The sequence below is a fragment of the Oleisolibacter albus genome (genome assembly GCF_003336875.1).
Taxonomy (GTDB): Bacteria; Pseudomonadota; Alphaproteobacteria; order Azospirillales; family Azospirillaceae; genus Niveispirillum; species Niveispirillum album.
Genome location: NZ_QGNJ01000012.1, coordinates 17020 through 40429, shown reverse-complemented (window position 1 = coordinate 40429; position 23410 = coordinate 17020). Strand labels below are relative to the sequence as shown.

Genomic DNA, 23410 nt, shown 5'->3' with positions numbered 1-23410 from the left:
TCCTCCCCGCGGTCCGCGGATCAGCGACCGAAGACCGGCTTGGACGCAGCCGCCTGATATTCACGCACAAGCCGCTGCACCAGATCGGACACGGTGGGAACATCGTGGATGGTGCCGATGCCCTGGCCCGCCGACCAGATGTCCTTCCAGGCCTTCTTTGCCGAGCCTTCATTCCAGTCGGCCACATTGGGCTGGCCGATGGTGGCGCTGATCTGGGTCGGATCGATGCCGTTGGCCACGACGCTCTGGGCCAGATAGTTGCCGGGAATGCCGCTGAAGACCGGCGTATAGACGATGTCGGCGGCGCTGCCATCCACGATCATCTGCTTGTAGGCCGGGCTGGCATGGGCTTCCTCGGTGGCGATGAAGCGCGTGCCCATATAGGCGAAATCCGCGCCCAGTGCCTCGGCGGCGCGGATGGCGGCCCCGGATGACATGGACCCGGCCAGCACGATCGGACCGTCAAAGAACTGGCGCACTTCCGGCAGCAGGGCGAAGGGCGACAGGGTCCCGGCATGGCCGCCGGCCCCGGCGCAGACCAGGATCAACCCGTCGACGCCGGCTTCCAGCGCCTTCTTCGCGTGCTTGATATTGGTCACATCATGGAACACCAGCCCGCCATAGCTGTGTACCGCCTCCACGATCTGGGTCGGTGCGCCGACGGAGGTGATGATCAGCGGAACCTTGTGCTTCACCACCAGCGCCAGATCGTCCAGCAGCCGCGGGTTCGACTTGTGGACGATCAGATTGACGCCGAAGGGCGCCACAGGCTTGTCCGGATTGGCGGCGGCATAGCTGGCCAGCTCGCTGGTGATGCGGCCCAGCCATTCGTCCAGCACCTCCAGCGGCCGGGCATTGAGGCTGGGGAAGGTGCCGATGATGCCGGCCTTGCACTCCGCCAGCACCAGCTCGGGATAGCTGACGATGAACATGGGCGAGGCGATGACGGGCAGGGCGAGACGGCCCTTGAACACAGTCGGTATGGGCATGGGGTTGGGACCTCCCTGGGGTAGTGGTTGCTGCCGCCGAGACGACCGCCCGGCTTATCGACAGCTTTGTAGGCCAAGGCGGGGGGCGGGGGAAGGGTGCAACTGTTCGGACGCAAACCGGACAGGTCCCGACGCCTGGGGCCGCAGCGTATCCTTGCCTTCGCCGGGCGGCCTTTTTGGTGGAGCGGCTGTGCATTTATATGGTGTATTGTATCGTTATATTTCCCGCAGAAGGAGCGAGCCATGCAGATCGGAAGCCGCCAGCCCGGAAACCCCGCCGCTGGTTCCCGCGTCGTCATCTACTACAACGCCAACACGATTCCCCTGCGTAACTACGCCGACACCGACTACACCCAGATCATACTCTCGTTCACCGAGCCGAAGTCGGGGACGATTCCTGGTCAGCCCGTCACGCTGGTCCTCGATGGCAACCTGACCTCGACCGTCATGTCCCAGATTCCCACGGTCCAGCAGGCCGGAAAGGCGGTTCTGCTCTCCCTGGGCGGCGGCGCCTGTTCCAATAGCGACTGGCAGGCAATGTCCGAGGACCTGGATAATGTGGTCAGTCAGTTGGTCGGTTATGTGCAGCAGTACGGCCTGGATGGTATCGACATTGATTTCGAGGACAGCGGCGCCTTCCAGGCAGGTGCAACCTTCGACGGCACGCAATTCCTGATCGGCCTGACACGGAAACTCTATGGGGCCTTGCCATCGGGTAAGAAAATCATCAGCCACGCTCCGCAGCCGCCCTATTTCTATTCAGGATGGGACTATGCCTATAAGACCATCATGCAGGAATGCGGCGACGCCATTGCCTGGCTCAATGTGCAGTACTACAACAACCCGGATTTCCAGGACCCCAGCTACATCACCGGTCCGTCGCAGGGAGCTGTCCAGGGGATCATGGCCATCGGCGTTCCGGCCGAGAAGGTGGTCGTGGGCAAGCCTGTCGGTCCAAACGATGCGGGCAGCGGCTATCTCCCGCCCGACGATATTGTGCATCGGATCATCCAGCCGCTGCAGCAGGAGATCGGCAGCTTCGGCGGCATGATGGGATGGCAGGCCAGCAGCGATCCCTCCGGAAGCTGGGCCGCCGCCATGGCGGGTGCCCTGAATCCTCCCACCTCCTGAGAGTGCCGTCTCTGCCGTTCCGGACTGGGGACGGGTCGGGGTGTCGGCACTGGCCTTGATGTGACGGCGTCGGCTAAGATGCAGCGCTAAGAAAGTTGCATATCAAGGCGAAGGGGATTGTTGGATATGTCGGGCAAGGATCGTCGCGTCACGGATGAAGAAGCGTTGCTGCTGCATTGCAGCGGTCGGCCGGGCAAGCTGGAGATCACGCCCACCAAGCCGATGGGAACACAGCGCGATCTGTCCCTGGCCTACTCGCCCGGCGTGGCCGCCCCCTGCCTGCGTATCCACCAGGACCCCAGCACGGCCTATGACTACACGGCCAAGGGCAATCTTGTGGCGGTGATCAGCAACGGTACGGCGGTGCTGGGGCTGGGGGATCTGGGCGCGCTGGCCTCGAAGCCGGTGATGGAAGGCAAGGCGGTGCTGTTCAAGCGCTTCGCCGACGTGGACGGCATCGACCTGGAGGTCGATACCCGCGACGTGGACGAGTTCATCAATGCCGTGCGCTATCTCGGCCCCAGCTTCGGCGGCATCAATCTGGAGGACATCAAGGCGCCGGACTGCTTCATCATCGAGCAGCGCCTGCGCGAGCTGATGGACATTCCCGTCTTCCATGACGACCAGCACGGCACCGCCATCATCGCCGCCGCTGGCCTGTTCAATGCCCTGGAACTGACGGGGCGGGACATCAAGTCCGCCCGGCTGGTCGTCAACGGCGCCGGGGCCGCCGCCATCGCCTGTGCCGAACTGTTCAAGGCCATGGGCATCCCCCATGACAATGTCACGCTCTGCGACACCAAGGGCGTGATCTACAAGGGCCGGTCCGAGGGCATGAACCAGTGGAAGTCGGCCCATGCCGTCACCACCGAGGCCCGCAGTCTGGCCGATGCCATGAAGGGCGCCGACGTTTTCGTCGGCCTGTCGGTGAAGGGGGCGGTCACGGCCGACATGGTGCGCTCGATGGCGGCCAACCCCATCATTTTCGCCCTGGCCAATCCCGATCCGGAAGTGACGCCGGAGGAGGTGCGCGCCGTGCGCGGGGATGCCATCGTGGCGACCGGCCGCAGCGACTACCCCAACCAGGTCAACAATGTCCTGGGCTTTCCCTACATCTTCCGCGGCGCGCTGGATGTGCGGGCCAGCACCATCAACGACGCCATGAAGATCGCCGCCGCCCGCGCCCTGGCCGCTCTGGCGCGCCAGGAGGTTCCGGACGAGGTGGGCGCCGCCTATGCCGGCCGGCGGCTGCGCTACGGGCCGGACTATATCATCCCGGTGCCGTTCGATCCCCGCCTGATCGTCACCATTCCGGCGGCGGTGGCCCAGGCGGCCATGGAGACGGGGGTGGCGCGCAAGCCGATCGTCGATCTGGAGGCCTATCGCCGCTGCCTGCGCCTGCGTCTCGATCCGACGGCGGACAGCCTGCAGCTGATCCATGAAAAGGTGAAGGCGGCCCCCAAGCGCGTTGTCTTCGCCGAGGGCGAGGAAGAGGTGGTGATCCGGGCCGCCATCGCCTATCGCCAGGCCGGGTTCGGCACGCCTGTCCTTGTCGCCCGCGAGGAGGTGGTGGGCGAGCGCATGACCGAGATGGGGCTGACCGGGATCGAGCCGCTGGAAGTGCATAATGCCCGGCTGTCGCGCCAGAACGAGCGTTACACCGAGTTTCTCTATGGCCGCCTGCAACGCCGCGGGCATCTGCACCGCGACTGCCAGCGCATGGTCAATCAGAACCGCAATGTCTTTGCCGCCTGCATGGTGGCCTGCGGCGACGCCGACGCCATGGTCACCGGCCTGACCCGCAGCTTCACCGTGAGCTTCGAGGACATCCAGCGGGTCATCGATCCGCAGCCGGATCATCTGGTGTTCGGCCTGTCGGTGCTGGCGACCCGCAGCCGCACCGTCTTCATTGCCGACACCACGGTGCATGAGCGGCCGGAGCCGGAACAGCTGGTGGACATTGCCATCCAGGCGGCGCGCGCGGCGCGCCAGATGGGGCATGAGCCGCGCGTCGCCTTCCTGTCCTTCAGCAATTTCGGCCAGCCCATGCGCAGCCGTGCCCAGCATGTGCGCGAGGCCGTGGCCCTGCTGGCGGCGCGCCGTCCCGATTTCGAGTTCGATGGGGAACTGTCGGCCGATGTGGCGTTGGATCATGAGCTGATGCGGCGGCTTTATCCCTTCTGCCGTCTGTCGGGGCCGGCCAATGTCCTGATCATGCCGGCGCTGCACGCGGCCAATATCGGGTCGAAGCTGCTGCACAAGTTCGGTGGCGGCACCATGATCGGGCCGCTGCTGCTCGGTCTCGACCGCCCGGTGCAGGTGGTGCAGATGGGGGCGACGACCAATGATCTGGTGACGGCCGCCGTCATGGCCGCGCATGACGCGCTCACCCGCTGATGTCCCCATGCCTTGCATGAAGTTTCCATGAAGTGGATGCGGCGGCTGGCGGGGAATGCTATCTCCGCCGGTCAGCCGCGGCCTCTGCCCGTGCCGTTGTTTCTGCTCCCGTCGGGAGGGATCTGGGCGGGGCGTGCGCTGAAGCGATCCAGGGAGGGAAGCCAAGGGGGACAGCCCGCTGCCGGGCATTCCACCCCCTTTGCCGAACGGGACAGGGGTTCATGAGTTGGCGTGACATCAGGCCGGTGCGGTTCATCATGATCGGGGTGCTGCTGCTGGCTCCCACAGCGGTGCTGCTGCTCTCGTTGGTCCTGCCGGGCCTGCTCGACCCCGGTTTTGCCCTGGCGGGCTTTGCGCTGGTCACGGCTGCGGTTGTGGTGGTGCTCCGCATGATCATGGCGGACTCCCGCACGCTGGCGGATTATGCCGACCGGGTTGCGGATGCCGGCGGCCTCGTCCCCCCACCGGAGGTGCGGTCGACCTCAGCCGAGGTGATCGCAGGCGCCATTGCGCGGGCGCAGCAGCGCTGGCTGATCCGCGAACAGGCTGCGGGTGCCGATGCCGCGGCCTCGATCGCCGTGATCGATGCCCTGCATGATCCGCTGATGCTGATCGATTCGGGGCGGCGGGTGGTCCGGGCCAACAGTGCCGCCCGCAGCCTGTTCGGCGAGCGCATGGTCGGCCGCGAACTGGCGGTCAGTTTGCGCAATCCGACACTTCTGGATGCGGTCGCCGGGGTTCTGGCCGGGGGCGCCTCCCGCAGTGTCGAGATGGTGCTGCCCGTTCCGGTGGAGCGCACCCTGCAGGCGCGCGTGAAGCCGTTCCGCCTGGATACGGTGGAGGGACCCGCCGTCCTGCTGACATTGCACGACATCACGCTGCTGAAGCGGTCGGAGCAGATGCGGGCCGACTTCGTCGCCAATGCCAGCCATGAGCTGCGCACCCCGCTGGCGGCGCTGATCGGGTTCATCGAAACGCTGCGCGGGCCGGCGCGCGACGATGCCGAGGCGCGGGATCGCTTCCTCGGCATCATGTTCGAGCAGTCCAACCGCATGTCCCGCCTGGTCAATGACCTGCTGTCCCTGTCGCGGATCGAGATGGATGAGCATACGCCGCCGACCGGTCTGGCCGATCTGGGCACGATTGTGCGCACCGTCGTCACCGGGCTGGAACTGCGGGCGGCGGCGCGCAAGGTGAAGCTGAAGATTGACGGTCCGGGGGGCCTGCCGCCGGTTCAGGGCGATGAGGATCAGTTGGCCCAGGTGTTCCAGAACCTGATCGACAACGCCATCAAGTATGGCAAGGAGCAGACCGAGGTGACGGTGTCCCTTGCCCTGTGCGAGCCGGCGCCGGGCAGTGCCGCCGCCGCCCTGCCGCTCCTGCCCGGCCGCCATCGCGCCGAGCGCATGCTCCGTGTCTCCGTCACCGACCGGGGCGAGGGGATTGCGCGCACGCATCTGCCCCGCCTGACCGAGCGGTTCTATCGCGTGGATCCGGCCCGGTCCCGTGCCCTGGGGGGAACCGGCCTGGGGCTTGCCATCGTCAAGCACATCATCAACCGCCATCGGGGGCGGCTGACCATCGACAGCGAGGTCGGCAAGGGCAGCACCTTTGCCGTCCACCTGCCTGTCGCCACGGAGGAGGTGGTGGCTGCGGCACGGGCGGCGGCCCAGTGACAGTCCGCCGCAGCGGGGTTTTCGGTAGGTGGGACCGGGCCTCCCGGCCGCTGTGACCGGCGGCGGGAACAAAGTTGGCCGCTGTCATCGAACTGTCATGCAGCTGTAGTATTTGAGTAGCGCGGGAGCGCTATCGTCCGGTCACCCTGTCGGGACCCCACCCGCATGGGTGGTGGCTGGTGCCACCCCCCGTGATCGTAAGCCAAAAACCGGAGGCACAGTCGTGACCACCAAGAAGCTTGCCCTCGCCGCCATGCTCTGCGCCGTGTCTGCCGTGGCGATGACCGGCATTGCCCAGGCCCGTGAGCAGATCCGCATCGTCGGGTCCTCCACCGTGTTCCCCTTCACCTCCACGGTCGTGGAACGCTTCGGCCAGACCTCCAAGTTCCCGGCCCCGATCCTGGAGTCCACCGGCACCGGCGGCGGCATGAAGCTGTTCTGCACCGGTATCGGTTCCGAGACCCCGGACATCACCGGCGCCTCCCGCCCGATGAAGGCCAGCGAGTTCGACACCTGCCAGAAGAACGGCGTGGAGTCGATCGCCGAGATCCGCATCGGCTATGACGGCATTGCCTTCGCCCATTCCAAGGCCCGCCCCTCCTTCGATCTGACCAAGGCCGAGCTGTTCCAGGCCCTGGCCAAGGAGGTCGAGGTGAACGGCCAGATCGTCGCCAACCCCTACAAGACCTGGGACCAGATCAACCCGAAGTTCCCGAAGGTCGAGATCGAGGTTCTGGGTCCGCCCCCGACCTCCGGCACCCGCGACGCCTGGGTCGAGCTGGTGATGGAGACGGGCTGCAAGGAATTCCCGGCCATTAAGGCGCTGGACGCCACCCGTCACGGCGTGGTCTGCAAGACCATGCGTGAGGATGGTGCCTTCATCGAGGCTGGCGAGAACGACAACCTGATCGTTCAGCGGCTGCAGGCCAATCCGAATTCCTTCGGCATCTTCGGCTACAGCTACCTGGAAGAGAACCTGGACAAGATCGCCGGCAACTCCGTCAGCGGCGTGACCCCCAGCTACGAGAGCATCGCCTCGGGCAAGTACCCGATCTCCCGTCCGCTGTTCGTCTATGTCAAGGCGCAGCATGTGGGTGTGATCCCCGGCCTGAAGGAATTCATCGCCGAGTACACCTCCGAGCGCGCCATGGGTGCGGATGGCTATCTGGTCGACAAGGGCCTGATCGCCCTGCCGAAGGATGAGTACGCCAAGGTCAGTGCCGCGGCGGCCAAGCTGCAGCCGATGGCCAAGCCGGCGTCGTAAGGCTGGCACTCCGGTGCCTGCGGCGGCGGTGCCCCACAAGGGCGCCGCCGTTCGCGCCTGCCGGTATCGGTTTGATAGTTTTCTTTGATATTGCCTCAATTGTCGTGAGTCCGGCGATGTCCGCATCGGTCACCGTTGCCTTGATCCTGCTGCTTTCCCTCATCGGCTTCTGGATGGGGCGCAGCCGTGCGGTCGCCGTGTCCGGCGGGCGCATCGCCTCGCTGCATTCCGTTCCCAACTATTACGGCTCGTTCGTTGCGATCTGGGCCGGGTTGCCGGCGCTGGTGCTGGTGCTGTTCTGGCTGGCCCTGAAGTTCCCGGTGACCGAGGCGCTGGTCCTGGCCGGGCTCGATGTGGACACCATCCGTGCCTGGGGGCAGCAGATGCTGCCGCCGCAGGATCTGGCCCAGTTGATGGAGCGTCTGGCCGCCGGGGGCAGCGATCTCCTCAGCGACAACCAGAAGCAGCTGCTTCTGATCAATATCCGTAACATTGCGGCCGGCCAGTCCCAGTATGTCAATCCGGATGTCCTGGGAATTCTCAAGCCGGCAGCGGCGCATTACAGCACGCTGCTGTCTCTGGCCAACTGGTCGCTCTTCGCCATTTCCGCGGTGCTGGCCGTGGGCGGTCTGGTTTATACCCGCGCGCGCATCTCGCCGGATCTCCGGGCGCGCAACGGCGTCGAAAAGGTGGTCAATGCGCTTCTGATCGTCTGTTCGCTGATCGCCATCTTCACCACCTTGGGCATCGTCCTGTCGCTGCTGTTCGAGAGTGTGCGCTTCTTCGCCCGTGTGTCGCCCGTCGAGTTCCTGTTCGGTACGCATTGGAGCCCGCAGACGGCACTGCGCGCCGATCAGGCCGGATCATCCGGGGCCTTCGGGGCCGTCCCGCTCTTCTCCGGCACCCTGCTGATCGCGGTCGTGGCCATGATGGTGGCCGGGCCGGTGGGGCTGCTGTCGGCCATCTACCTGTCCGAATATGCGCCGCGGGGCGTTCGCAACACGGTGAAGCCGGTGCTGGAGATCCTGGCGGGCATCCCCACCGTGGTCTACGGGTTTTTCGCCATTCTGACCGTGGCCCCCGTGATCCGCGATGTCGGGTCCTTGCTGGGCCTCAGTGTCTCCTCCAACAGTGCCCTGGCGGCGGGTGTCGTCATGGGGGTGATGATCGTTCCCTTCGTCTCCTCGCTTTCGGACGATGTCATCAACGCTGTGCCACAGAGCCTGCGCGACGGGTCCCTGGGGCTGGGCGCGACCCGGTCGGAGACGGTGCGTCAGGTCATCCTGCCGGCCGCGCTGCCGGGGATCGTCGGGGCCTTCCTGCTGGCCATCAGCCGCGCCATCGGCGAGACCATGATCGTGGTCATGGCCGCCGGCATGGCCGCCAAGATCACGGCCAACCCGCTGGAAGCGGTGACCACCGTGACCGTGCAGATCGCCGCGCTTCTGGTCGGGGACCAGGAATTCGACAGCGCCAAGACCTTGTCCGCCTTCGCCCTGGGGCTGGTGCTGTTCTTCGCCACCCTTCTGCTCAACGTCGTCGCCCTGCGCGTCGTCCAGAAGTATCGGGAAAAGTATGACTGAGATCGCAGCTCCGATGACGGCGACCCATTCGTTCCACACCTCTGTCGAGGCCGAGAAGCGGCTGCGTGCCCGCTATGCGGCTGAACAGCGATTCAAGATCTATGGCATCCTGGCCATTGCCGTGGCCTGCCTCATGCTTGTCGTTCTGCTGTTCACCATCACCCGCGAGGGGATGACGGCGTTCTGGCAGACGGCGATCCGGCTTGAGGTCACCATCGACCCGGCCAAGATCGATCCGAAGGGGACACGCAATCCCGCGGACTTCGACCGGGCCGCTTTCCAGGATGTCATCCACGAGGCGCTCTATACGCGCTTCCCGCAGGCGGAGGGGCGGATCGCGCGCAAGGAGTTGCGCGGCCTGATCAGTCCGGTCGCCGGCGTCTTCCTGGCCAAGGAGGTTGGTGACGATGCGGCCATGCTGGGCCGCACCATCCAGGTCTGGATTCCGGCGTCCGATGCCATCAACCAGATTGAAAAGGGTCGCATCGACCGCAACGAAGAAGAGGCGAACCGGCCGATCAATGATCGCCAGCTGGCCTGGTTCGACCAGTTGAAGAAGGACGGCGACAGCGGCCCAATCTTCAACTCCACCTTCTTCACCTCGTCCGACAGCAACTATCCCGAGCTTGCCGGCCTGTTCGGCGCGGTGGTGGGATCGGTGTTGACCCTGATCGTGACCCTGTCCCTGGCCCTGCCCATCGGCATCGCCACGGCGGTCTATCTTGAGGAGTTCGCGCCGAAGAACCGGCTGACCGATCTCATCGAGGTCAATATCAACAATCTGGCGGCGGTGCCGTCCATCGTCTTCGGTCTGCTGGGCCTGGCGGTGTTCCTGCAGTTCTTCGGCCTGCCCCGGTCCTCGCCGCTGGTCGGCGGCATGGTCATCGCCCTCATGAGCCTGCCCACCATCATCATCTCGGCCCGGGCGGCCCTGAAGGCGGTGCCGCCCTCGATCCGCGAGGCGGCGTTGGGCATGGGGGCATCGAGGCTCCAGACCGTGGCCCACCATGTGCTGCCTCTGGCCATGCCAGGCATCCTGACCGGCACCATCATCGCCATGGCCCATGCGCTGGGCGAGACGGCCCCGCTGCTGATGGTTGGCATGAACGCCTTCGTGACCAGCGCGCCGTCGGGCTTCCTCGACAGCGCCTCGGTGCTGCCGGTGCAGGTCTATATCTGGGCCGATGCGCCCGAGCGCGGCTTCGTTGAACTGACCTCGGCCGCCATCATGGTGCTGCTGGTCTTCCTGGTGGCCATGAACGGCACGGCCATCTGGCTCCGCAAGAAATTCGAACGTCGGTGGTAAGACGATGGATACCCAGACCATGACCAAGACCTCCGGCGAGGCCGGGACCAAGCGCGCCAAGATGGCCGGCCGTGGCGTGAAGGTGTTCTACGGCGAAAAGCGCGCCCTCCACGGCATCGATGTGGACATCTACCAGAACGAGGTGCTGGCCCTGATCGGCCCCTCGGGCTGCGGCAAGTCCACGTTCCTGCGGACGCTGAACCGCATGAACGACACCATCGACATCTGCCGGGTCGAAGGGAAGATCACCCTGGACGGCCAGGACATCTATGACCCGAAGCTGGACGTGGTGCAGCTGCGGGCCCGGGTGGGTATGGTGTTCCAGAAGCCCAACCCCTTCCCCAAGTCGATCTATGACAACATCGTCTATGGTCCGAAGCTGCATGGTCTCGCCACGCGCAAGGACGAGTTCGATGCCATTGTCGAGCAGTCGCTGAAGCGTGCCGGCCTGTGGACCGAGGTCAAAGACCGCCTCAACGAACCGGGAACCGGCCTGTCCGGTGGGCAGCAGCAGCGCCTCTGCATCGCGCGTGCCGTGGCCGTCAGCCCGGAAGTGATCCTCATGGACGAGCCCTGCTCGGCCCTGGACCCCATCGCCACCGCTCATATCGAAGAGCTGATCGACGAGCTGCGGGCGAACTTCACCATCGTCATCGTCACCCACAACATGCAGCAGGCTGCCCGCGTGTCACAGCGCACGGCCTTCTTCCATCTGGGTGATCTGGTGGAGGTCGGGGCGACCGAGGAGATCTTCACCAACCCACGCGACGAGCGGACACAGGGCTATATCACCGGCCGGTACGGCTGATCCGCTCCAATCCGTCGATCATTGTTTAGTTTCAGGGAGTTGGCCCATGGCCACCGAGCATACCGTCAAGGCCTTCGAGCAGGAGCTGCGCCGCCTGTCCAACCTCATCGCCCAGATGGGGGGCGTGGCCGAGGCCCAGGTCGAGGCGTCCGTCCAGGCCGTGTCCCGCCGCGATACGGATCTCGCCGGCCGGGTCATGCAGAGCGACAGTCAGCTGGATGAGTTCGAGCGCCAGATCGAGCAGGAAGCCATCCGCATGCTGGCCCTGCGCCAGCCCATGGGTGTCGATCTGCGCGAGATCCTGGCGGCGCTGAAGGTGTCGGCCGATCTGGAGCGGACCGGCGATTATGCCGCCAACATCGCCAAGCGGTCGATCGCCCTGGCCCAGCTGCCGGCCGTGCGTCCGGCCACCGCCATTCCCCGCATGGGGCGGCTGGTGCAGGAGATGCTGAAGGATGTGCTGGATGCCTATGTCGACCGTGATGTCGAGAAGGCGATCGTCGCCTGGCATCGCGATGCAGAACTCGACGATCTCTACACCAGCCTGTTCCGCGAAGTCCTGACCTACATGATGGAGGACCCGCGCAACATCACGCCGTGTACGCATCTGCTGTTCATCGCCAAGAATCTCGAGCGGGCTGGCGATCACGCCACCAACATCGCCGAGACCGTGCATTTCCTGGTCGTGGGTCAGCCGCTGACCGGGGCCCGGCCCAAGGGCGATACCACCAGCTTCGCCGTCGGTCCCGACCTGCAGGACGTCGAGTAAGTCTCGCGTCGCCACCACCAAGAACAGGTATCATGAACTCTGCCCTGAAGCCTTTGATCCTGGTGGTCGATGACGAAGTCGACCTGGTCACTCTGCTGAAGTACAACCTGGAAAAGGAAGGGTTCCGGGTTCTGACCGCCAACGACGGCGAAGAAGCGTTGTTGCTGGCGGAGGAACAGACGCCGCATCTCGTTCTGCTGGACTGGATGTTGCCGCTGATGAGCGGGCTGGAGGTCTGCCGCCAGCTGCGTCGCAGCCCCAAGACCCGCGATGTCCCCGTCATCATGCTGACGGCACGTGGGGAAGAGGCGGACCGGGTCCGCGGTCTCAACAGCGGTGCCGACGACTATATCTCCAAGCCCTTCAGCCCGACGGAGCTGGTGGCCCGTATCCGCGCCGTGTTGCGGCGGGCGGCGCCCGGCCTGTCCGACGAGTTGCTGCGCTTCGCCGATATCAGCATGGATCTGGCGGCCCACCGGGTCCGCCGCGGCGGCCGCGACATCCATCTGGGGCCGACGGAGTTCCGGCTGCTGCGGCATTTCATGCAGCATCCCGGCCGCGTCTTCTCGCGCGAGCAGCTGCTGGACGTGGTCTGGGGCCACGATGTCTATGTCGAGCCGCGCACCGTCGATGTGCATATCCGCCGGCTGCGCAAGGCGCTGAACGAGACGGATGAACAGGATGTGATCCGCACCGTGCGCTCGGCCGGCTACGCCCTCGACGAGAAGGGGCCGTGAGGGAAGGGGGCCATCGGCCCCCCTTTTCGTTCATGGACGGAGAGATTTGCATGCCGCTATGCCGCGCCCGCTTTCACTGGGGCGCGGCGGGCGCTATGGTGCCGAACCATGACGAACGAAGCCCCCCCCAAGCCCGCCCCCGGAGAGGAAGGCCGATTCTTCGGCTTCCGTGAGGTTGATCCGCGCGAGAAGACGCCGCTGGTCCGTGGCGTCTTCTCCAGCGTTGCCAGCCGCTATGACCTGATGAACGATCTGATGTCGGCCGGTATCCATCGGCTGTGGAAGGACACGTTCGTCGATCTGGTGCGCCCCCGTGATGGCGAGGCGATCCTGGATGTGGCCGGCGGCACCGGCGATATCGCCTTCCGCATGAAGCGCAAGGCGCCGGGCGCCGCCGTCGTCGTGTGCGACCTGACGGAGGCCATGGTCCGGGTCGGGCGGGATCGGGGCGTCGACCAGGGCCGGCTGACCGGGATCGAATGGACGGTCGGCAATGCCGAGGACCTGCCTTTCGCCAGCCGGTCGATGGATGCCTACACCATCGCCTTCGGTCTGCGCAACGTCACCAACATGGACAAGGCCCTGGCCGAGGCGCGGCGGGTGTTGAAGCCGGGCGGGCGCTTCTTCTGTCTGGAGTTCAGCCACGTCAGCATCCCCGTCTTCCGGGAAATCTACGACCGCTACTCCTTCAGCGTGCTGCCCTGGGTGGGACAGATGGTGGCGGGGGACCGTGACAGCTATCAATATCTGGTCGAGAGCATCCGCCGCTTCCCCGAACAACAGGCGCTCTGCCGCCGCATCGAAGCCGCCGGCTTCGTCAAGGCCCGCGCCCGCAACCTGACCGGCGGGATCGCCTGCATCCATTCCGGCTGGCGGATCTGAAGGGTCCATCATGATCCGACTCCTGCGCAACCTGTTGCGTCTGGTCGCCATCGCCCGGACGCTGGGGCGGCATGGTGCGCTGCTGTCCGACCCGTTCCGGGATGCGGCTCCCGGCCTGGCCTGGGTGCTGCGCCGTCTCAACAACAACCGGGCGCCGGGGCGGCCGGGCCAGCGCCTGGCCAGTGCGCTGCAGGAGTTGGGGCCAAGTTTCATCAAGCTGGGGCAGGTGCTGTCGATCCGGGCCGATCTGGTCGGGGATGAGATCGCGGCGGATCTGGCTCAGCTGCGCGACCGGCTGCCGCCCTTTCCGGGCACGGCGGCCCGGGCCATCATCGAGGCCGAGCTGGAACGGCCGATCAGTCTGCTGTTCAGCCGTTTCGACGATGCGGCGGTCGCGGCGGCCAGCATCGCCCAGGTGCATTTCGCGGAAACGCCGGACGGGCGGCAGGTCGCGGTCAAGGTGCTGCGGCCGGGTATCGAGCTGGCTTTCCGACGCGACCTGGACCTGATGTTCTGGCTGGCCCGGCTGATGCTGCGGGTGCAGCCGCGCTTGAAGCGCCTCAAGCCCGTCGCCGTGGTGGAGACCTTCGCCGAGACGGTGGCACTGGAAATGGATCTGCGCATGGAGGCTGCCGCCGCCTCCGAGCTGGCCGAGAACTTCCAGGGGGATGAGACGTTCAAGGTACCGGCCATCGACTGGGACCGCACCAGCCAGCGCGTGCTGACCCTGGCCCGGGTCGATGGTCTTCCCGTCGACCGGACCGATGCCATCCGCGACGCCGGTATCGACCCGGACCGCCTGCTGCAGCATGCGGCCAACGCCTTCTTCAACCAGGTGTTCCGCGACGGCTTCTTCCATGCGGACCTGCACCCCGGCAACATGTTCGTCGATGCCGCCGGCAGTCTGGTGGCCGTCGATTTCGGCATCATGGGGCGGATCGACCGGCAGACCCGGCTTTATCTGGCCGACATGCTGATCGGCTTCCTGAACCGGGATTACCGGCTGGTCGCCCGTGTGCATTTCGATGCGGGGTTCGTCCCCAAGACGCAGAACCAGGACCTGTTCATGCAGGCCTGCCGCGCCATCGGCGAACCGCTGCACGGGCGTCCGCTGAACGAGATCTCCATCGGCCGGCTGCTGGCCCAGCTGTTCGCCGTGACCGAGAAGTTCCAGATGGAGACGCAGCCGCAATTGCTGCTGCTGCAGAAGAGCATGCTGACGGCGGAAGGCGTGGGGCGCGTCCTCAACCCCGCCATCAACATGTGGGAGCTGGCCCGTCCGCTGATCGAGCAATGGATGCGGGAGAACCGCGGACCCGAGGCCCGCCTGGCCGAGGCAGCCTCCGCCATGACCAGCATCGCCGTGCGGCTTCCGACCCTGGTGCGGGATCTGGAACAGACGGCCGCTCTGGTCGCCCAGGGCGGTGTTCCCATCCATCCCGCCTCGATCCACGATCTGGTCCAACGTCTTCTGGTCCGCACCGACCACCAGCTGCGCCCCGTCTGGGCCGTGCTGATCCTGATGGCCGCCATCATCGCGGTTCTGGCCCTGCACTGAGCCGACCGGGCCGCCCGGGGGTCAGAACAGCTTGCCGTGGCGCTGGTAGCGGTACAGGGCCGCGGCCCCGATGGGGACCGCCAGGGCCAGAATGCTGCCGATGCCGATACCGCTGTGCCGGCCGCCATCGCCGTTCTTCTGCGGCCGCCAGCCGCCAGAGGTTCCCGTGCCCTCGGGCATCGGGCGCAGCAATGCCCCATCGGTGCGGCCATGGAACCGCTCCTGGAACAGATGCCGGCGGGTGCTCCTGGCCATGCGCCGTTCCAGCGTGCCGCCGGCCAGTCCCATGCCGATCTCCAGCAGCCAGGGCGGGGCACCGACCCCGACCTCCCGCTTGGGATGATCGGCCAGCCGCAGCATGGCTGCGGCCACATCCTCGGGGGCTGACGGGTTCGGCAGCGCCTGCACATCCCGGCCGGAATAGTTGGCGCTGTGCTGCCAGAACGGCGTGTCCACCGGGCCGGGCAGGACCGAGCAGACATGGATGTCCCCCTCGCCATCGAGGTCCAGCTCCTGCCGCACCGTCTCGACGAAGCCCAGCAGCGCATGCTTGGCCGCGTTATAGGGGGCCTGATAGGGGGTGGGGATGCGGCCGGCCACACTGGCGGTGGTGATGATGATGCCGTAGCCCTGCCGCTTCATCTGGGGCAGCGCCGCCCGGAAGCCATGGACCGATCCGTAAAAGGTGGTGTCGATGACGGCTTTGAAGGCTTCACCGGGAATGTCGGCGAAACTGCCGAACGCTCCGATCCCGGCATTGTTGATCCAGATGTCGATCCGGTCGAAGGCGTCCGTCGCCCGCCGGGCCAGGGTCTGGACCTGCCCCTCGTCGCGCACATCGGTGGCGATCACCATGGCCCGCCCGCCGGCCCGGTGGACATCCTCCGCCACCTGATGCAAGGCAGCTTCACGGCGGGCGGCCAGGACGACGGCGGCGCCCTGTTCGGCAAAGGCGATGGCGGTCGCGCGGCCGATGCCGCTGGACGCGCCGGTGATGACCACAACACGGTCGTGCCGTTTGCGCTCTGCCATTGCTCACTCCTCCTGTGGATCGGCTGTAAATTCTCTGGACACAACAGGGTGTTTGCCACTTTGTCTCTCTGTGCAATTCCTGGGCGTGAAGGGGTGCGGTCTTGCACCTGCGCGTCGGGGCCTCGGGATCGTTGGTCGGAAACGACCGCCGCACGGCAGGGACAGGGAATGGATCTGACGCTGTTTGTATGCAGCCTGCTGGCCGCGATCGCTGCCGTCAGCGCCGCGCTGGTCCGGCAGAGTCTTCGGGTGGTGCGACAGGGACGCCTGCGCAGGCTGCGCGACCAGATCCGGCGGCTTCAACGCCAGCAGGAGGAGAAGACTCATACCTATCGGCAGAAGCTCGAGGCGGTGCGCCAGGCGGAGCGGGAGCAGGCGACCCAGCTTGCCCAACTGGCCGATCTGCGGCGGCGGATGCGGCAGGCCGCCGAGGAGAATTATGTGATCGTCCATGAGGTCGGCGAGGCGGGACAGGGGCAGAGCCTTTTCGCCGGCATACTGACGCTGGGGCCGCTGTTCGCCATCCATTCGTCCCTGTCGGTCCGCGACAGCCGGCTCCGCGGTGTCCGTCATATCCTGGAGGTCTGGGCCACCGACAGGAACGAGGCCCAGCGTCTGGCTCAGGGCATCTACCCCGAGTCCGCGGGATATGTGGTCGGGCGGCTGACAGTCCAGGGCGGCACGCTGGCGGCGGCGGAGTAGGGGCCATGATCGTCGCCGTCGCGTGTCTGCTCCTCATCGTCTCGGCCATCGCCTTTGTCGGCGCCACCCTGCGTGGCATCGAGGCGGACGGACGCCTGTACCAGCTCGAGCATCGGCGGAGCGAAGACGAGCATCACCGCGGCAGTGTGGCCTGTTCGACGCTGGACAGCATGGTCGCGGCTGCGGACCGTGACATGCTCCGGATCAGGACCGAGATGCGGCGGACCATCGAGGAACGCCAGACGGCGGAGGCGGAGCTTGCGGTCATTCAGGCCACGCCGAAGCAGCGACTTCATCTCTTCGACAAGCCGACATTGGCCCATGCCAAGTTGTGGGAAGTCACGGTCATCAACACGCGCATCGAGTCGTCGTGGAACGCCGAGGCCCTGGCCGACTGGGCGGCTGGCCGCATCTATCTGCTCGGCGCGGCCCTGGACCGCGATGCCCGGCATCGTGTGGAATCACGATTTCCGGTCAGCCAAGGCTATCGCATCCTGAAGATCGGGCGTTTCCGCGGCGGGTGACGGGGCTGGAGGTTGTTCCGCCCCGCTCCGGGACCATATCTCGGCAACGCCTCCGATGGAGGTGTATCCGAGGGGGAGATTGTCCATGAACGATGCGGTGGTCGAGTTTCCGCTGCCCGGCCGCTTCCCCGATATCGATCAGCGCCTGCATCCCATGCTCGCGCTTCAGCGCAAGGCCTGGCTGGAACGCGGCCCCCTGTCCCCCGCCCGTCGTGACGAGGGACTGGCGGGTCTGGCCGCCGCCCTGCGGAAGTACCAGGAGGCTCTGGTCGATGCCGTCCGTCAGGATTTCGGCCACCGGTCCTCGCACGAGACGAAGCTGGCCGACCTGTTCCCCGTGCTGGCGGGCATCCGCCATGCCCGCCGCCATTTCCGCCGCTGGATGCGGCCGCGCCGCCGGCCTATCGATCTGCTGTTCCGCCCCGGGCGGGGGCGGGTGCTGTATCAGCCGTTGGGGGTGGTGGGGATCGTCAGCCCCTGGAATTATCCGGTGCAGCTGGCGCTGGCCCCCCTGACGGCGGCCATCGCCGCCGGCAACAGGGTCCTGCTTAAGCCTTCCGAACTGACCCCGCGTACAGCCGACGTGCTGGAGCGCCTGTTGGCGGAAGTGTTCGAGCCGGCGGAGGTGGCCGTGATCCAGGGGGGGGCGGATGTGGCCCAGGCCTTCGTGCGGCTGCCCTTCGACCATCTGCTGTTCACGGGCTCGACGAGCGTGGGGCGGCAGGTCATGCGGGCGGCGGCCGACAATCTGGTGCCGGTGACGCTGGAGCTGGGCGGCAAGTCGCCCGCCCTGATCGCGCCGGACTATCCGCTGGACCGGGCGGCGGCCAGCATCGCCGCCGGCAAGCTGTTCAATGCCGGTCAGACCTGTATCGCGCCGGACTATGTGCTGGTGCCGCGGGGACGGGAGCAGGCCTTCGTCGCGGCCTTCCGCAGCGCGGCCACCCGTCTTTATCCGACCCTGGCCGGCAATCCCGATTACAGCGCCATCATCAGCGACCGGCATATGCAGCGTCTGCGCCATCTGCTGGACGATGCGGCGGGCAAGGGGGCGACACTGCATGTCATTACCCCCGATGGAGACCTGCCCGACCCGGCCAGACGGCGGATGGCCCCGACTCTGCTGACGGATGTTCCGGAGACGGCGGCCATCCGGTCGGAAGAGATCTTCGGACCGCTCCTCCCCGTCCTCGCCTATGACGGGCTGGAGCAGGCCTGGCAGGCCATCAACAGCGGGCCGCGACCCCTGGCCCTCTATGTGTTCAGCGATGATGCCGGCACGGTGGAGCGGACGCTGGAGCGCACCATCTCCGGCGGTGTCACCGTCAACGACACGCTGTTGCACTGTGTGCAGGAGGAACTGCCGTTCGGCGGTGTCGGGGCGAGCGGCATGGGCGCCTATCATGGCGAGGCCGGCTTCCGCAGTTTCAGCCACGCCAAATCGGTGTTCCTGCAATCCCGTGTCAATGGCGCGTGGCTGAGCCGGCCGCCCTATGGCCCGCGGATGGATCGCCTGCTGTCGTTTCTGCTGCGGTAGCCCCCAGCCACGGGTCCTCAGCCACTCTGCCGCGGCTGTGTCTGGCCGGCTCTTGCGTGCGCGGCTTGTCCAGCCGCCGCTGTCGTGCCACCTTCGCGCCGCAACGGACGGAGGGTATTCCGGTGAGCGGTGATCTGCGGGGGTACCGGCGGGGAATTGCCGGCTGGTGCCTTTATGACTGGGCCATGTCGGCCTTCAATACCGTGATCGGCACCTTCGTCTTCAGCCGCTACTTCACCGAGGCGGTGGCGATCAATCCGGAACAGGGGACCCAGCAATGGGGCCTGGCCCTGGGCCTGTCCGGCATCGTCGTCGCCATCCTGTCGCCGATCCTGGGCGCCATCGGCGACCATGGCGGCCGGGCCAAGCCCTGGCTGGGGCTGATGACGGCCATCAGCGTGCTGGGGACGGCCCTGCTCTGGTTCGTCACCCCGCAGCCCGATTCGGTGCTGCTGGCCCTGATCGCCCTGGGCGTGGCGACGACGGCGTTCGAACTGTCCTATGTCTTCTACAATGCCCTGCTGGTGCGGGTGGCGCCGCAGGGCTGGGCGGGCCGCGTCTCCGGCTGGGGCTGGGGCCTCGGCTATTTCGGCGGGCTGGGTGCGCTGGTGGTGTGCCTGGTGCTGCTGGTGCAGACGGATGCGCCGCTGTTCGGGCTGCTGGACAAGACCGACGCCGCGCATATCCGGGCCACGGCGGTGCTGGTGGCCCTGTGGTATGCCGTGTTCGCGCTGCCGCTGTTCCTGCTCTGCCCGGATCGTCCGCCGGTGGCGCGCCCGGCCGGGGCGGTCATCCGCGAAGGGCTGTCGGCGCTGGGCAACAGCATCCGGCAGGTCCGGCGCTATGGCAATCTGGTGCGCTATCTGGTGGCCAGCGCCTTCTGGCGCGATGGCATCAACACCATCACCGCCTTCGGCGGCATCGTGGCCGGTGCCCTGTTCGGCATGGACACGGCGCAGATCATCCTGTTCGCCATCCTGCTGAATGTGGCCGCCGGCATCGGCGCCATCGGCTTCGCCTGGGTCGATGATCTGGCCGGGGCCAAGCCGACCCTGATCATCAGCATCCTGGGCCTGATCGCCGCCAGCACCGGCCTGCTGCTGGTGGGGACGCCCTGGTGGGGCTGGGCGCCGTCTCTGGCCCTGCCGCTGGCCGGCTGGACACAGGAGCAGCAATGGCTGCTGCTGTTCGGGCTGCTGCTGGGCATCTTCTTCGGGCCGGCCCAGGCCTCGGCCCGGACCATGGTGGTCCGTCTGGCCCCGCCGGGCATGGAGGCGGAGATCTTCGGGCTGTACGGGCTGACCGGACGGGCCGTCGGCATGATCGGCCCCTTCGCCTATGGCATCGCCACGGCGGCCAGCGGCAGCCAGCGTGGCGGCATGGCGACGGTGCTGGTCCTGTTCCTGGCCGGGCTGCTGCTGTTGCTGGGGGTCCGGGAACAGCGGGAGGTCGTGTCCCGCTGATGCCGTCGGTGGGCTGGAACCATGAACGGCCCCGGCGGGGCGGCCGGAACCGTTCATGGCAGAGGACGCGCCGGGGGGCATGATCCGGCACGCCCACCGCAGCCCGACCCCAGGGACTGCGGGGCGATGGACTGCGGATTCGACGGGCCTGCCGTCAGGAACCGGGGTGGCCGGAGGCTCTGACGTCGGCCATGGCGACCTGTGCGCCGGTGCCGGCCGCGGCACTGTGAACGGAGGGACGGGTGACGACGGCCAGAACACTGACACCGCCGATGATGCAGGCAGCGGTGATGGCGAACGCCAGCATGGCCCGGCGATAGGCGGGCATGGCGGGAATGACCAGCAGGTCGGTCCGGTGTGTCATGGCAGTCTCTCCTGACCTGTCCTGAACGGCAGGACGGGATCAGAAGACCGGCACGGTGGGGCACCGGTTGGGACGGATTATGGCAAAATCGGGCAATTCCGGCGGCGGGGCGCCACTTTCGCGTGCGTCGTCACCGCGTCTCTTTGGCTTCGGACTTGCCTTTGGCTTCCATGAGCATCAGGGCATTGAGATTATCGACGGCACTGCGGGCCGCGGACGACTCGGTCTTCGCCACCTGCTGCACCTTGGTCCAGTCCGCCTTGGCCCCGGCATAATCGCCGGCATCGGCCCGCAGGTTGCCGCGCAGAAGCAGGGCGTCGGCGCTTTCGGGCTGGAGTGTCAGCGCCTGATCGATGTCGGCCCGCGCCTCGCCGGACAGGGCCAGCTTGCGATGGGCTTCGGCCCGCATGATGAACGGCTCGGCCTGTTTCGGGCGGGCCTTGATCACCAGATCCAGATCCTGGATCACCTCCCACCAGCGTTCCTGTTCCGCCCGCAGATAGGCGCGGTCCATCCGCAGCTGCGCATCGCCGGGCAGCAGGGTGAGGGCCTGATCATAGGCTTTCTCCGCCCGGGCCGGTTCCTTGGCCTTCTGCCAGGCCAGACCGATCCGGCCCCAGAGATTGCCGCGGAGTTCGGCCGGTTCCTTGTCCATCTGGCCGATCACGCTTTCCAGCGTCTCCGCCGCCGGACGCCAGTCCGCCCGCAGCAGCAGCGCCACGCCCTGGCACAGGCGGGCATCCAGCCCGCCACCCTGCTTTTCCCAGAGGCGCGCCTCCTCATAGGCGAAATCGGGAAGCTGTTCGGCGCGGGCCAGACAGGCGGCCCGGTTGGCGAAGGGGGCGGCGCTGGCCGGCAGGGCGGACAGCAGCGGAACCGCCACAAGGACGGCGAGACGGTTGAGGCGCAGCATCATGATGCCTAGAGTCCTGATCCGATGGTGAGAGTCCACGACAAAAGCAGCAGGTTTCCCATGCCTCATCCGGTGCCCGGCCGCCTGTTCGTGTTCGGCCTCGGCTTCACGGCCCTGGCTCTGGCCCGCGCCCTGGCCGCGGAGGGCTGGAGCGTCGCCGGCACCACCCGCAGTCCGGACAAGGCGGCACAGCTGCGGGCCCAGGGCATCGCGGCCCATCTGTTCGACAGGGGGCGCCCATTGGAGGATGCGGCGGCAATCCTGTCCGGAACGACCCATCTTCTGTCCACGGTGCCGCCGGATGCGGCGGGCGACCCGGTGCTTGATGCGCATGGCGACGCGCTGGCGGCCCTGACCGGTCTGGTCTGGACCGGCTATGTCTCCACCACCGGCGTCTATGGCGATGTCGGCGGCGCCTGGGTGGACGAAGACTCGCCCCTGGCGCCGAAGACGGAGCGGGGGCGGCGGCGTGTGTCGGCGGAGGCCGGCTGGCGCCGCCTGGGCCTGCCGCTGCACATCTTCCGCCTGCCCGGAATCTACGGGCCGGGCCGCAGTGCCCTCGATGCGCTGCGGGCCGGCACCGCCCGCCGCATCGACAAGCCGGGCCATCTGTTCAGCCGTATCCATGTGGAGGACATCGCCGGGACCCTGCGGGCGTCCATGCACAGGCCCGATCCCGGTGCCATCTACACGGTGGCGGATGACGAGCCTGCGTCCTCCGCCGATGTCGTCGCCTATGCGGCCGGCCTGCTCGGCATGCCGCCGCCGCCGCTGGAGCCGTTCGATCCGGCCACCCTGTCGCCCATGGCCGCCAGCTTCTACGGCGAAAGCAAGCGGGTCGGCAATGGCCGCATCAAGCGGGATCTGGGGGTGCGGCTGCGCTATCCCAACTACCGCGCCGGCCTCTCGGCCCAGCTGCGGGCCGAGAGGGGCGGAGCCGGATGAGGGCCTCAGGGGGCCGGCGCCTTGGCGAAGGCGCTCAGCGTCACGCGGGCGGTGATGCGCAGCTTCTCCTGCACGCCGCCTTGTACCGCATCAGCCTTGGCGAAACTCTCCACCGCCGTGGCGCGCATCATGGGGGCCGGCACGGGCTGCGGCGGCTCGTACTCCATGAAGTCGACACCGCCCACGCGGAAGTCGCGGTCGGGGAAGGCCGTTTTCAGTTTGGCCAGTTCCTCGTTGACGCGGCGGTAGAGCTGATCGCGCAGGGCGCCCTTGGCGGCTTCCATTTCGGCCAGGGTGGGGTCGAAGGCGACAGCACCCACCCGGACCTGCAGCCCCGGCCGGCTGGCCTTCTTGGTCCGCTCGGCCAGGTTCGACAATTGGGCTTCCGGCAGGCGTGCCTGCAATCCCGCCTGCCAGCGGTCCAGGCCGGCCTGATCCGGCACCCGGTCCAGCCGCACGATGCGCCAGTCGGCCTTGTCGGCGACCGCGCCCGCCACCTTCACAAGGTCACCGCGCAGGGTCCCGGCATCCGTGCCGTTGCCGGCTGCGTCCACCACCAGCGTCACCAGGGCCGTTTCCGACTTCACCCAATCCTCTGCCGACAGGGTCAGCGACACCGTGTCGAGGACGGGCGGGGCCATCTGTGCCAGGGCCGGCACCGAGACGGTCAGGCCGGCCACCAGGGCCAGGGGGAGAAGCGTGCGGCGCATCAGGTGGTCTCCTTGAAACGATCCGGCAGCCGCCAAGGGGGCGACGCGGCCGGTGGTCTGCCCCTTATCGCCCCCGCTCTTGGCGGAATTGCGTCAGTCTCTTGGCCCGATCGCGGAGGC

The 23410-nt window shown here is 67.0% G+C and carries 21 protein-coding genes; 16 read left to right on the top strand and 5 right to left on the bottom strand.

What is annotated here, in order from left to right:
• Positions 1–20 precede the first annotated feature (20 nt).
• Positions 21–989, bottom strand: a complete 969-nt coding sequence (locus tag DK368_RS15755) for an NAD(P)H-dependent flavin oxidoreductase (RefSeq protein WP_114394930.1) — start codon at positions 987–989, stop codon at positions 21–23.
• 243 nt (positions 990–1232) lie between these two features.
• On the opposite strand from DK368_RS15755, the gene DK368_RS15750 reads away from it, so the two are divergent.
• The 11 genes from DK368_RS15750 to ubiB all read left to right on the top strand — a co-directional run bounded on the left by DK368_RS15750 (position 1233) and on the right by ubiB (position 15100).
• Positions 1233–2120, top strand: a complete 888-nt coding sequence (locus DK368_RS15750) for a glycosyl hydrolase family 18 protein (RefSeq protein WP_114394929.1) — start codon at positions 1233–1235, stop codon at positions 2118–2120.
• 126 nt (positions 2121–2246) lie between these two features.
• A complete protein-coding gene (locus DK368_RS15745; RefSeq protein WP_114394928.1) occupies positions 2247–4517 on the top strand; it encodes an NADP-dependent malic enzyme in 2271 nt (756 codons plus the stop codon).
• Between the two features lie 221 nt (positions 4518–4738).
• Positions 4739–6193: an ATP-binding protein gene (locus DK368_RS15740; protein ID WP_114394927.1), complete on the top strand. Its 1455-nt coding sequence runs from the start codon at positions 4739–4741 to the stop codon at positions 6191–6193.
• A 223-nt stretch (positions 6194–6416) separates the two neighbouring features.
• Positions 6417–7457 (top strand): substrate-binding domain-containing protein, encoded by a 1041-nt coding sequence (locus DK368_RS15735; RefSeq protein ID WP_114394926.1) that lies wholly within the window; start codon positions 6417–6419, stop codon positions 7455–7457.
• Between the two features lie 116 nt (positions 7458–7573).
• A complete protein-coding gene (pstC, locus tag DK368_RS15730) occupies positions 7574–9040 on the top strand; it encodes a phosphate ABC transporter permease subunit PstC (RefSeq protein WP_114394925.1) in 1467 nt (488 codons plus the stop codon).
• Complete coding sequence (pstA, locus tag DK368_RS15725; RefSeq protein ID WP_114394924.1) at positions 9033–10346, top strand: phosphate ABC transporter permease PstA; 1314 nt, start codon at positions 9033–9035, stop codon at positions 10344–10346. Before pstC ends, pstA begins: the two co-directional genes overlap by 8 nt.
• 19 nt (positions 10347–10365) lie before the next feature.
• Positions 10366–11154: a phosphate ABC transporter ATP-binding protein PstB gene (gene pstB / locus DK368_RS15720; protein ID WP_114395021.1), complete on the top strand. Its 789-nt coding sequence runs from the start codon at positions 10366–10368 to the stop codon at positions 11152–11154.
• Between the two features lie 46 nt (positions 11155–11200).
• On the top strand, positions 11201–11923 hold the full coding sequence (gene phoU / locus DK368_RS15715; protein ID WP_114394923.1) for a phosphate signaling complex protein PhoU: 723 nt from the start codon (positions 11201–11203) through the stop codon (positions 11921–11923).
• 32 nt (positions 11924–11955) lie between these two features.
• Positions 11956–12660: a phosphate regulon transcriptional regulator PhoB gene (phoB, locus tag DK368_RS15710; protein ID WP_114394922.1), complete on the top strand. Its 705-nt coding sequence runs from the start codon at positions 11956–11958 to the stop codon at positions 12658–12660.
• A 108-nt stretch (positions 12661–12768) separates the two neighbouring features.
• Complete coding sequence (locus DK368_RS15705; protein ID WP_114394921.1) at positions 12769–13542, top strand: class I SAM-dependent methyltransferase; 774 nt, start codon at positions 12769–12771, stop codon at positions 13540–13542.
• A 10-nt stretch (positions 13543–13552) separates the two neighbouring features.
• On the top strand, positions 13553–15100 hold the full coding sequence (gene ubiB, locus DK368_RS15700; RefSeq protein WP_114394920.1) for a 2-polyprenylphenol 6-hydroxylase: 1548 nt from the start codon (positions 13553–13555) through the stop codon (positions 15098–15100).
• 21 nt (positions 15101–15121) lie between these two features.
• Here the strand turns inward: ubiB and DK368_RS15695 are convergent, their stop codons facing one another.
• Positions 15122–16132, bottom strand: coding sequence for an SDR family oxidoreductase (locus tag DK368_RS15695; protein ID WP_114394919.1), 1011 nt, complete (start codon positions 16130–16132; stop codon positions 15122–15124).
• Positions 16133–16300: 168 nt separating this feature from the next.
• Here DK368_RS15695 and DK368_RS15690 point away from each other — a divergent pair, with 168 nt between their 5' ends.
• From DK368_RS15690 to DK368_RS15675, 4 genes are all read left to right on the top strand, one after another.
• Positions 16301–16834 carry a molecular chaperone Skp gene (locus DK368_RS15690; RefSeq protein ID WP_114394918.1) on the top strand — a complete coding sequence of 178 codons (534 nt, stop codon included), beginning with the start codon at positions 16301–16303 and terminating at the stop codon, positions 16832–16834.
• 5 nt (positions 16835–16839) lie between these two features.
• Positions 16840–17358 (top strand): hypothetical protein, encoded by a 519-nt coding sequence (locus DK368_RS15685; RefSeq protein ID WP_114394917.1) that lies wholly within the window; start codon positions 16840–16842, stop codon positions 17356–17358.
• An 85-nt stretch (positions 17359–17443) separates the two neighbouring features.
• Positions 17444–18895: a coniferyl aldehyde dehydrogenase gene (locus tag DK368_RS15680; protein ID WP_114394916.1), complete on the top strand. Its 1452-nt coding sequence runs from the start codon at positions 17444–17446 to the stop codon at positions 18893–18895.
• Positions 18896–19017: 122 nt separating this feature from the next.
• Positions 19018–20358, top strand: a complete 1341-nt coding sequence (locus DK368_RS15675; protein WP_114394915.1) for an MFS transporter — start codon at positions 19018–19020, stop codon at positions 20356–20358.
• Between the two features lie 154 nt (positions 20359–20512).
• Here the strand turns inward: DK368_RS15675 and DK368_RS15670 are convergent, their stop codons facing one another.
• Both DK368_RS15670 and DK368_RS15665 read right to left on the bottom strand, forming a co-directional pair.
• Positions 20513–20722: a hypothetical protein gene (locus DK368_RS15670; protein ID WP_114394914.1), complete on the bottom strand. Its 210-nt coding sequence runs from the start codon at positions 20720–20722 to the stop codon at positions 20513–20515.
• Positions 20723–20852: 130 nt separating this feature from the next.
• Positions 20853–21638 carry a tetratricopeptide repeat protein gene (locus tag DK368_RS15665; RefSeq protein WP_114394913.1) on the bottom strand — a complete coding sequence of 262 codons (786 nt, stop codon included), beginning with the start codon at positions 21636–21638 and terminating at the stop codon, positions 20853–20855.
• Between the two features lie 57 nt (positions 21639–21695).
• On the opposite strand from DK368_RS15665, the gene DK368_RS15660 reads away from it, so the two are divergent.
• On the top strand, positions 21696–22580 hold the full coding sequence (locus DK368_RS15660; protein ID WP_114394912.1) for an SDR family oxidoreductase: 885 nt from the start codon (positions 21696–21698) through the stop codon (positions 22578–22580).
• A 5-nt stretch (positions 22581–22585) separates the two neighbouring features.
• Here DK368_RS15660 and DK368_RS15655 read toward each other — a convergent pair whose 3' ends face one another.
• A complete protein-coding gene (locus tag DK368_RS15655; RefSeq protein WP_114394911.1) occupies positions 22586–23290 on the bottom strand; it encodes a hypothetical protein in 705 nt (234 codons plus the stop codon).
• Positions 23291–23410: the final 120 nt, after the last annotated feature.

Coding starts and splice junctions, on each gene's coding strand:
- DK368_RS15695 (WP_114394919.1), bottom strand. CDS start 16,132: ATGGCAGAGCGCAAACGGCACGACCGTGTTGTGGTCATCACCGGCGCG.
- DK368_RS15665 (WP_114394913.1), bottom strand. CDS start 21,638: ATGATGCTGCGCCTCAACCGTCTCGCCGTCCTTGTGGCGGTTCCGCTG.
- DK368_RS15655 (WP_114394911.1), bottom strand. CDS start 23,290: ATGCGCCGCACGCTTCTCCCCCTGGCCCTGGTGGCCGGCCTGACCGTC.
- DK368_RS15685 (WP_114394917.1), top strand. CDS start 16,840: ATGATCGTCGCCGTCGCGTGTCTGCTCCTCATCGTCTCGGCCATCGCC.
- DK368_RS15660 (WP_114394912.1), top strand. CDS start 21,696: ATGCCTCATCCGGTGCCCGGCCGCCTGTTCGTGTTCGGCCTCGGCTTC.
- DK368_RS15745 (WP_114394928.1), top strand. CDS start 2,247: ATGTCGGGCAAGGATCGTCGCGTCACGGATGAAGAAGCGTTGCTGCTG.
- phoU (WP_114394923.1), top strand. CDS start 11,201: ATGGCCACCGAGCATACCGTCAAGGCCTTCGAGCAGGAGCTGCGCCGC.
- phoB (WP_114394922.1), top strand. CDS start 11,956: ATGAACTCTGCCCTGAAGCCTTTGATCCTGGTGGTCGATGACGAAGTC.
- pstB (WP_114395021.1), top strand. CDS start 10,366: ATGACCAAGACCTCCGGCGAGGCCGGGACCAAGCGCGCCAAGATGGCC.
- DK368_RS15680 (WP_114394916.1), top strand. CDS start 17,444: ATGAACGATGCGGTGGTCGAGTTTCCGCTGCCCGGCCGCTTCCCCGAT.
- pstC (WP_114394925.1), top strand. CDS start 7,574: ATGTCCGCATCGGTCACCGTTGCCTTGATCCTGCTGCTTTCCCTCATC.
- DK368_RS15755 (WP_114394930.1), bottom strand. CDS start 989: ATGCCCATACCGACTGTGTTCAAGGGCCGTCTCGCCCTGCCCGTCATC.
- DK368_RS15690 (WP_114394918.1), top strand. CDS start 16,301: ATGGATCTGACGCTGTTTGTATGCAGCCTGCTGGCCGCGATCGCTGCC.
- pstA (WP_114394924.1), top strand. CDS start 9,033: ATGACTGAGATCGCAGCTCCGATGACGGCGACCCATTCGTTCCACACC.
- DK368_RS15670 (WP_114394914.1), bottom strand. CDS start 20,722: ATGACACACCGGACCGACCTGCTGGTCATTCCCGCCATGCCCGCCTAT.
- DK368_RS15740 (WP_114394927.1), top strand. CDS start 4,739: ATGAGTTGGCGTGACATCAGGCCGGTGCGGTTCATCATGATCGGGGTG.
- DK368_RS15705 (WP_114394921.1), top strand. CDS start 12,769: ATGACGAACGAAGCCCCCCCCAAGCCCGCCCCCGGAGAGGAAGGCCGA.
- DK368_RS15750 (WP_114394929.1), top strand. CDS start 1,233: ATGCAGATCGGAAGCCGCCAGCCCGGAAACCCCGCCGCTGGTTCCCGC.
- ubiB (WP_114394920.1), top strand. CDS start 13,553: ATGATCCGACTCCTGCGCAACCTGTTGCGTCTGGTCGCCATCGCCCGG.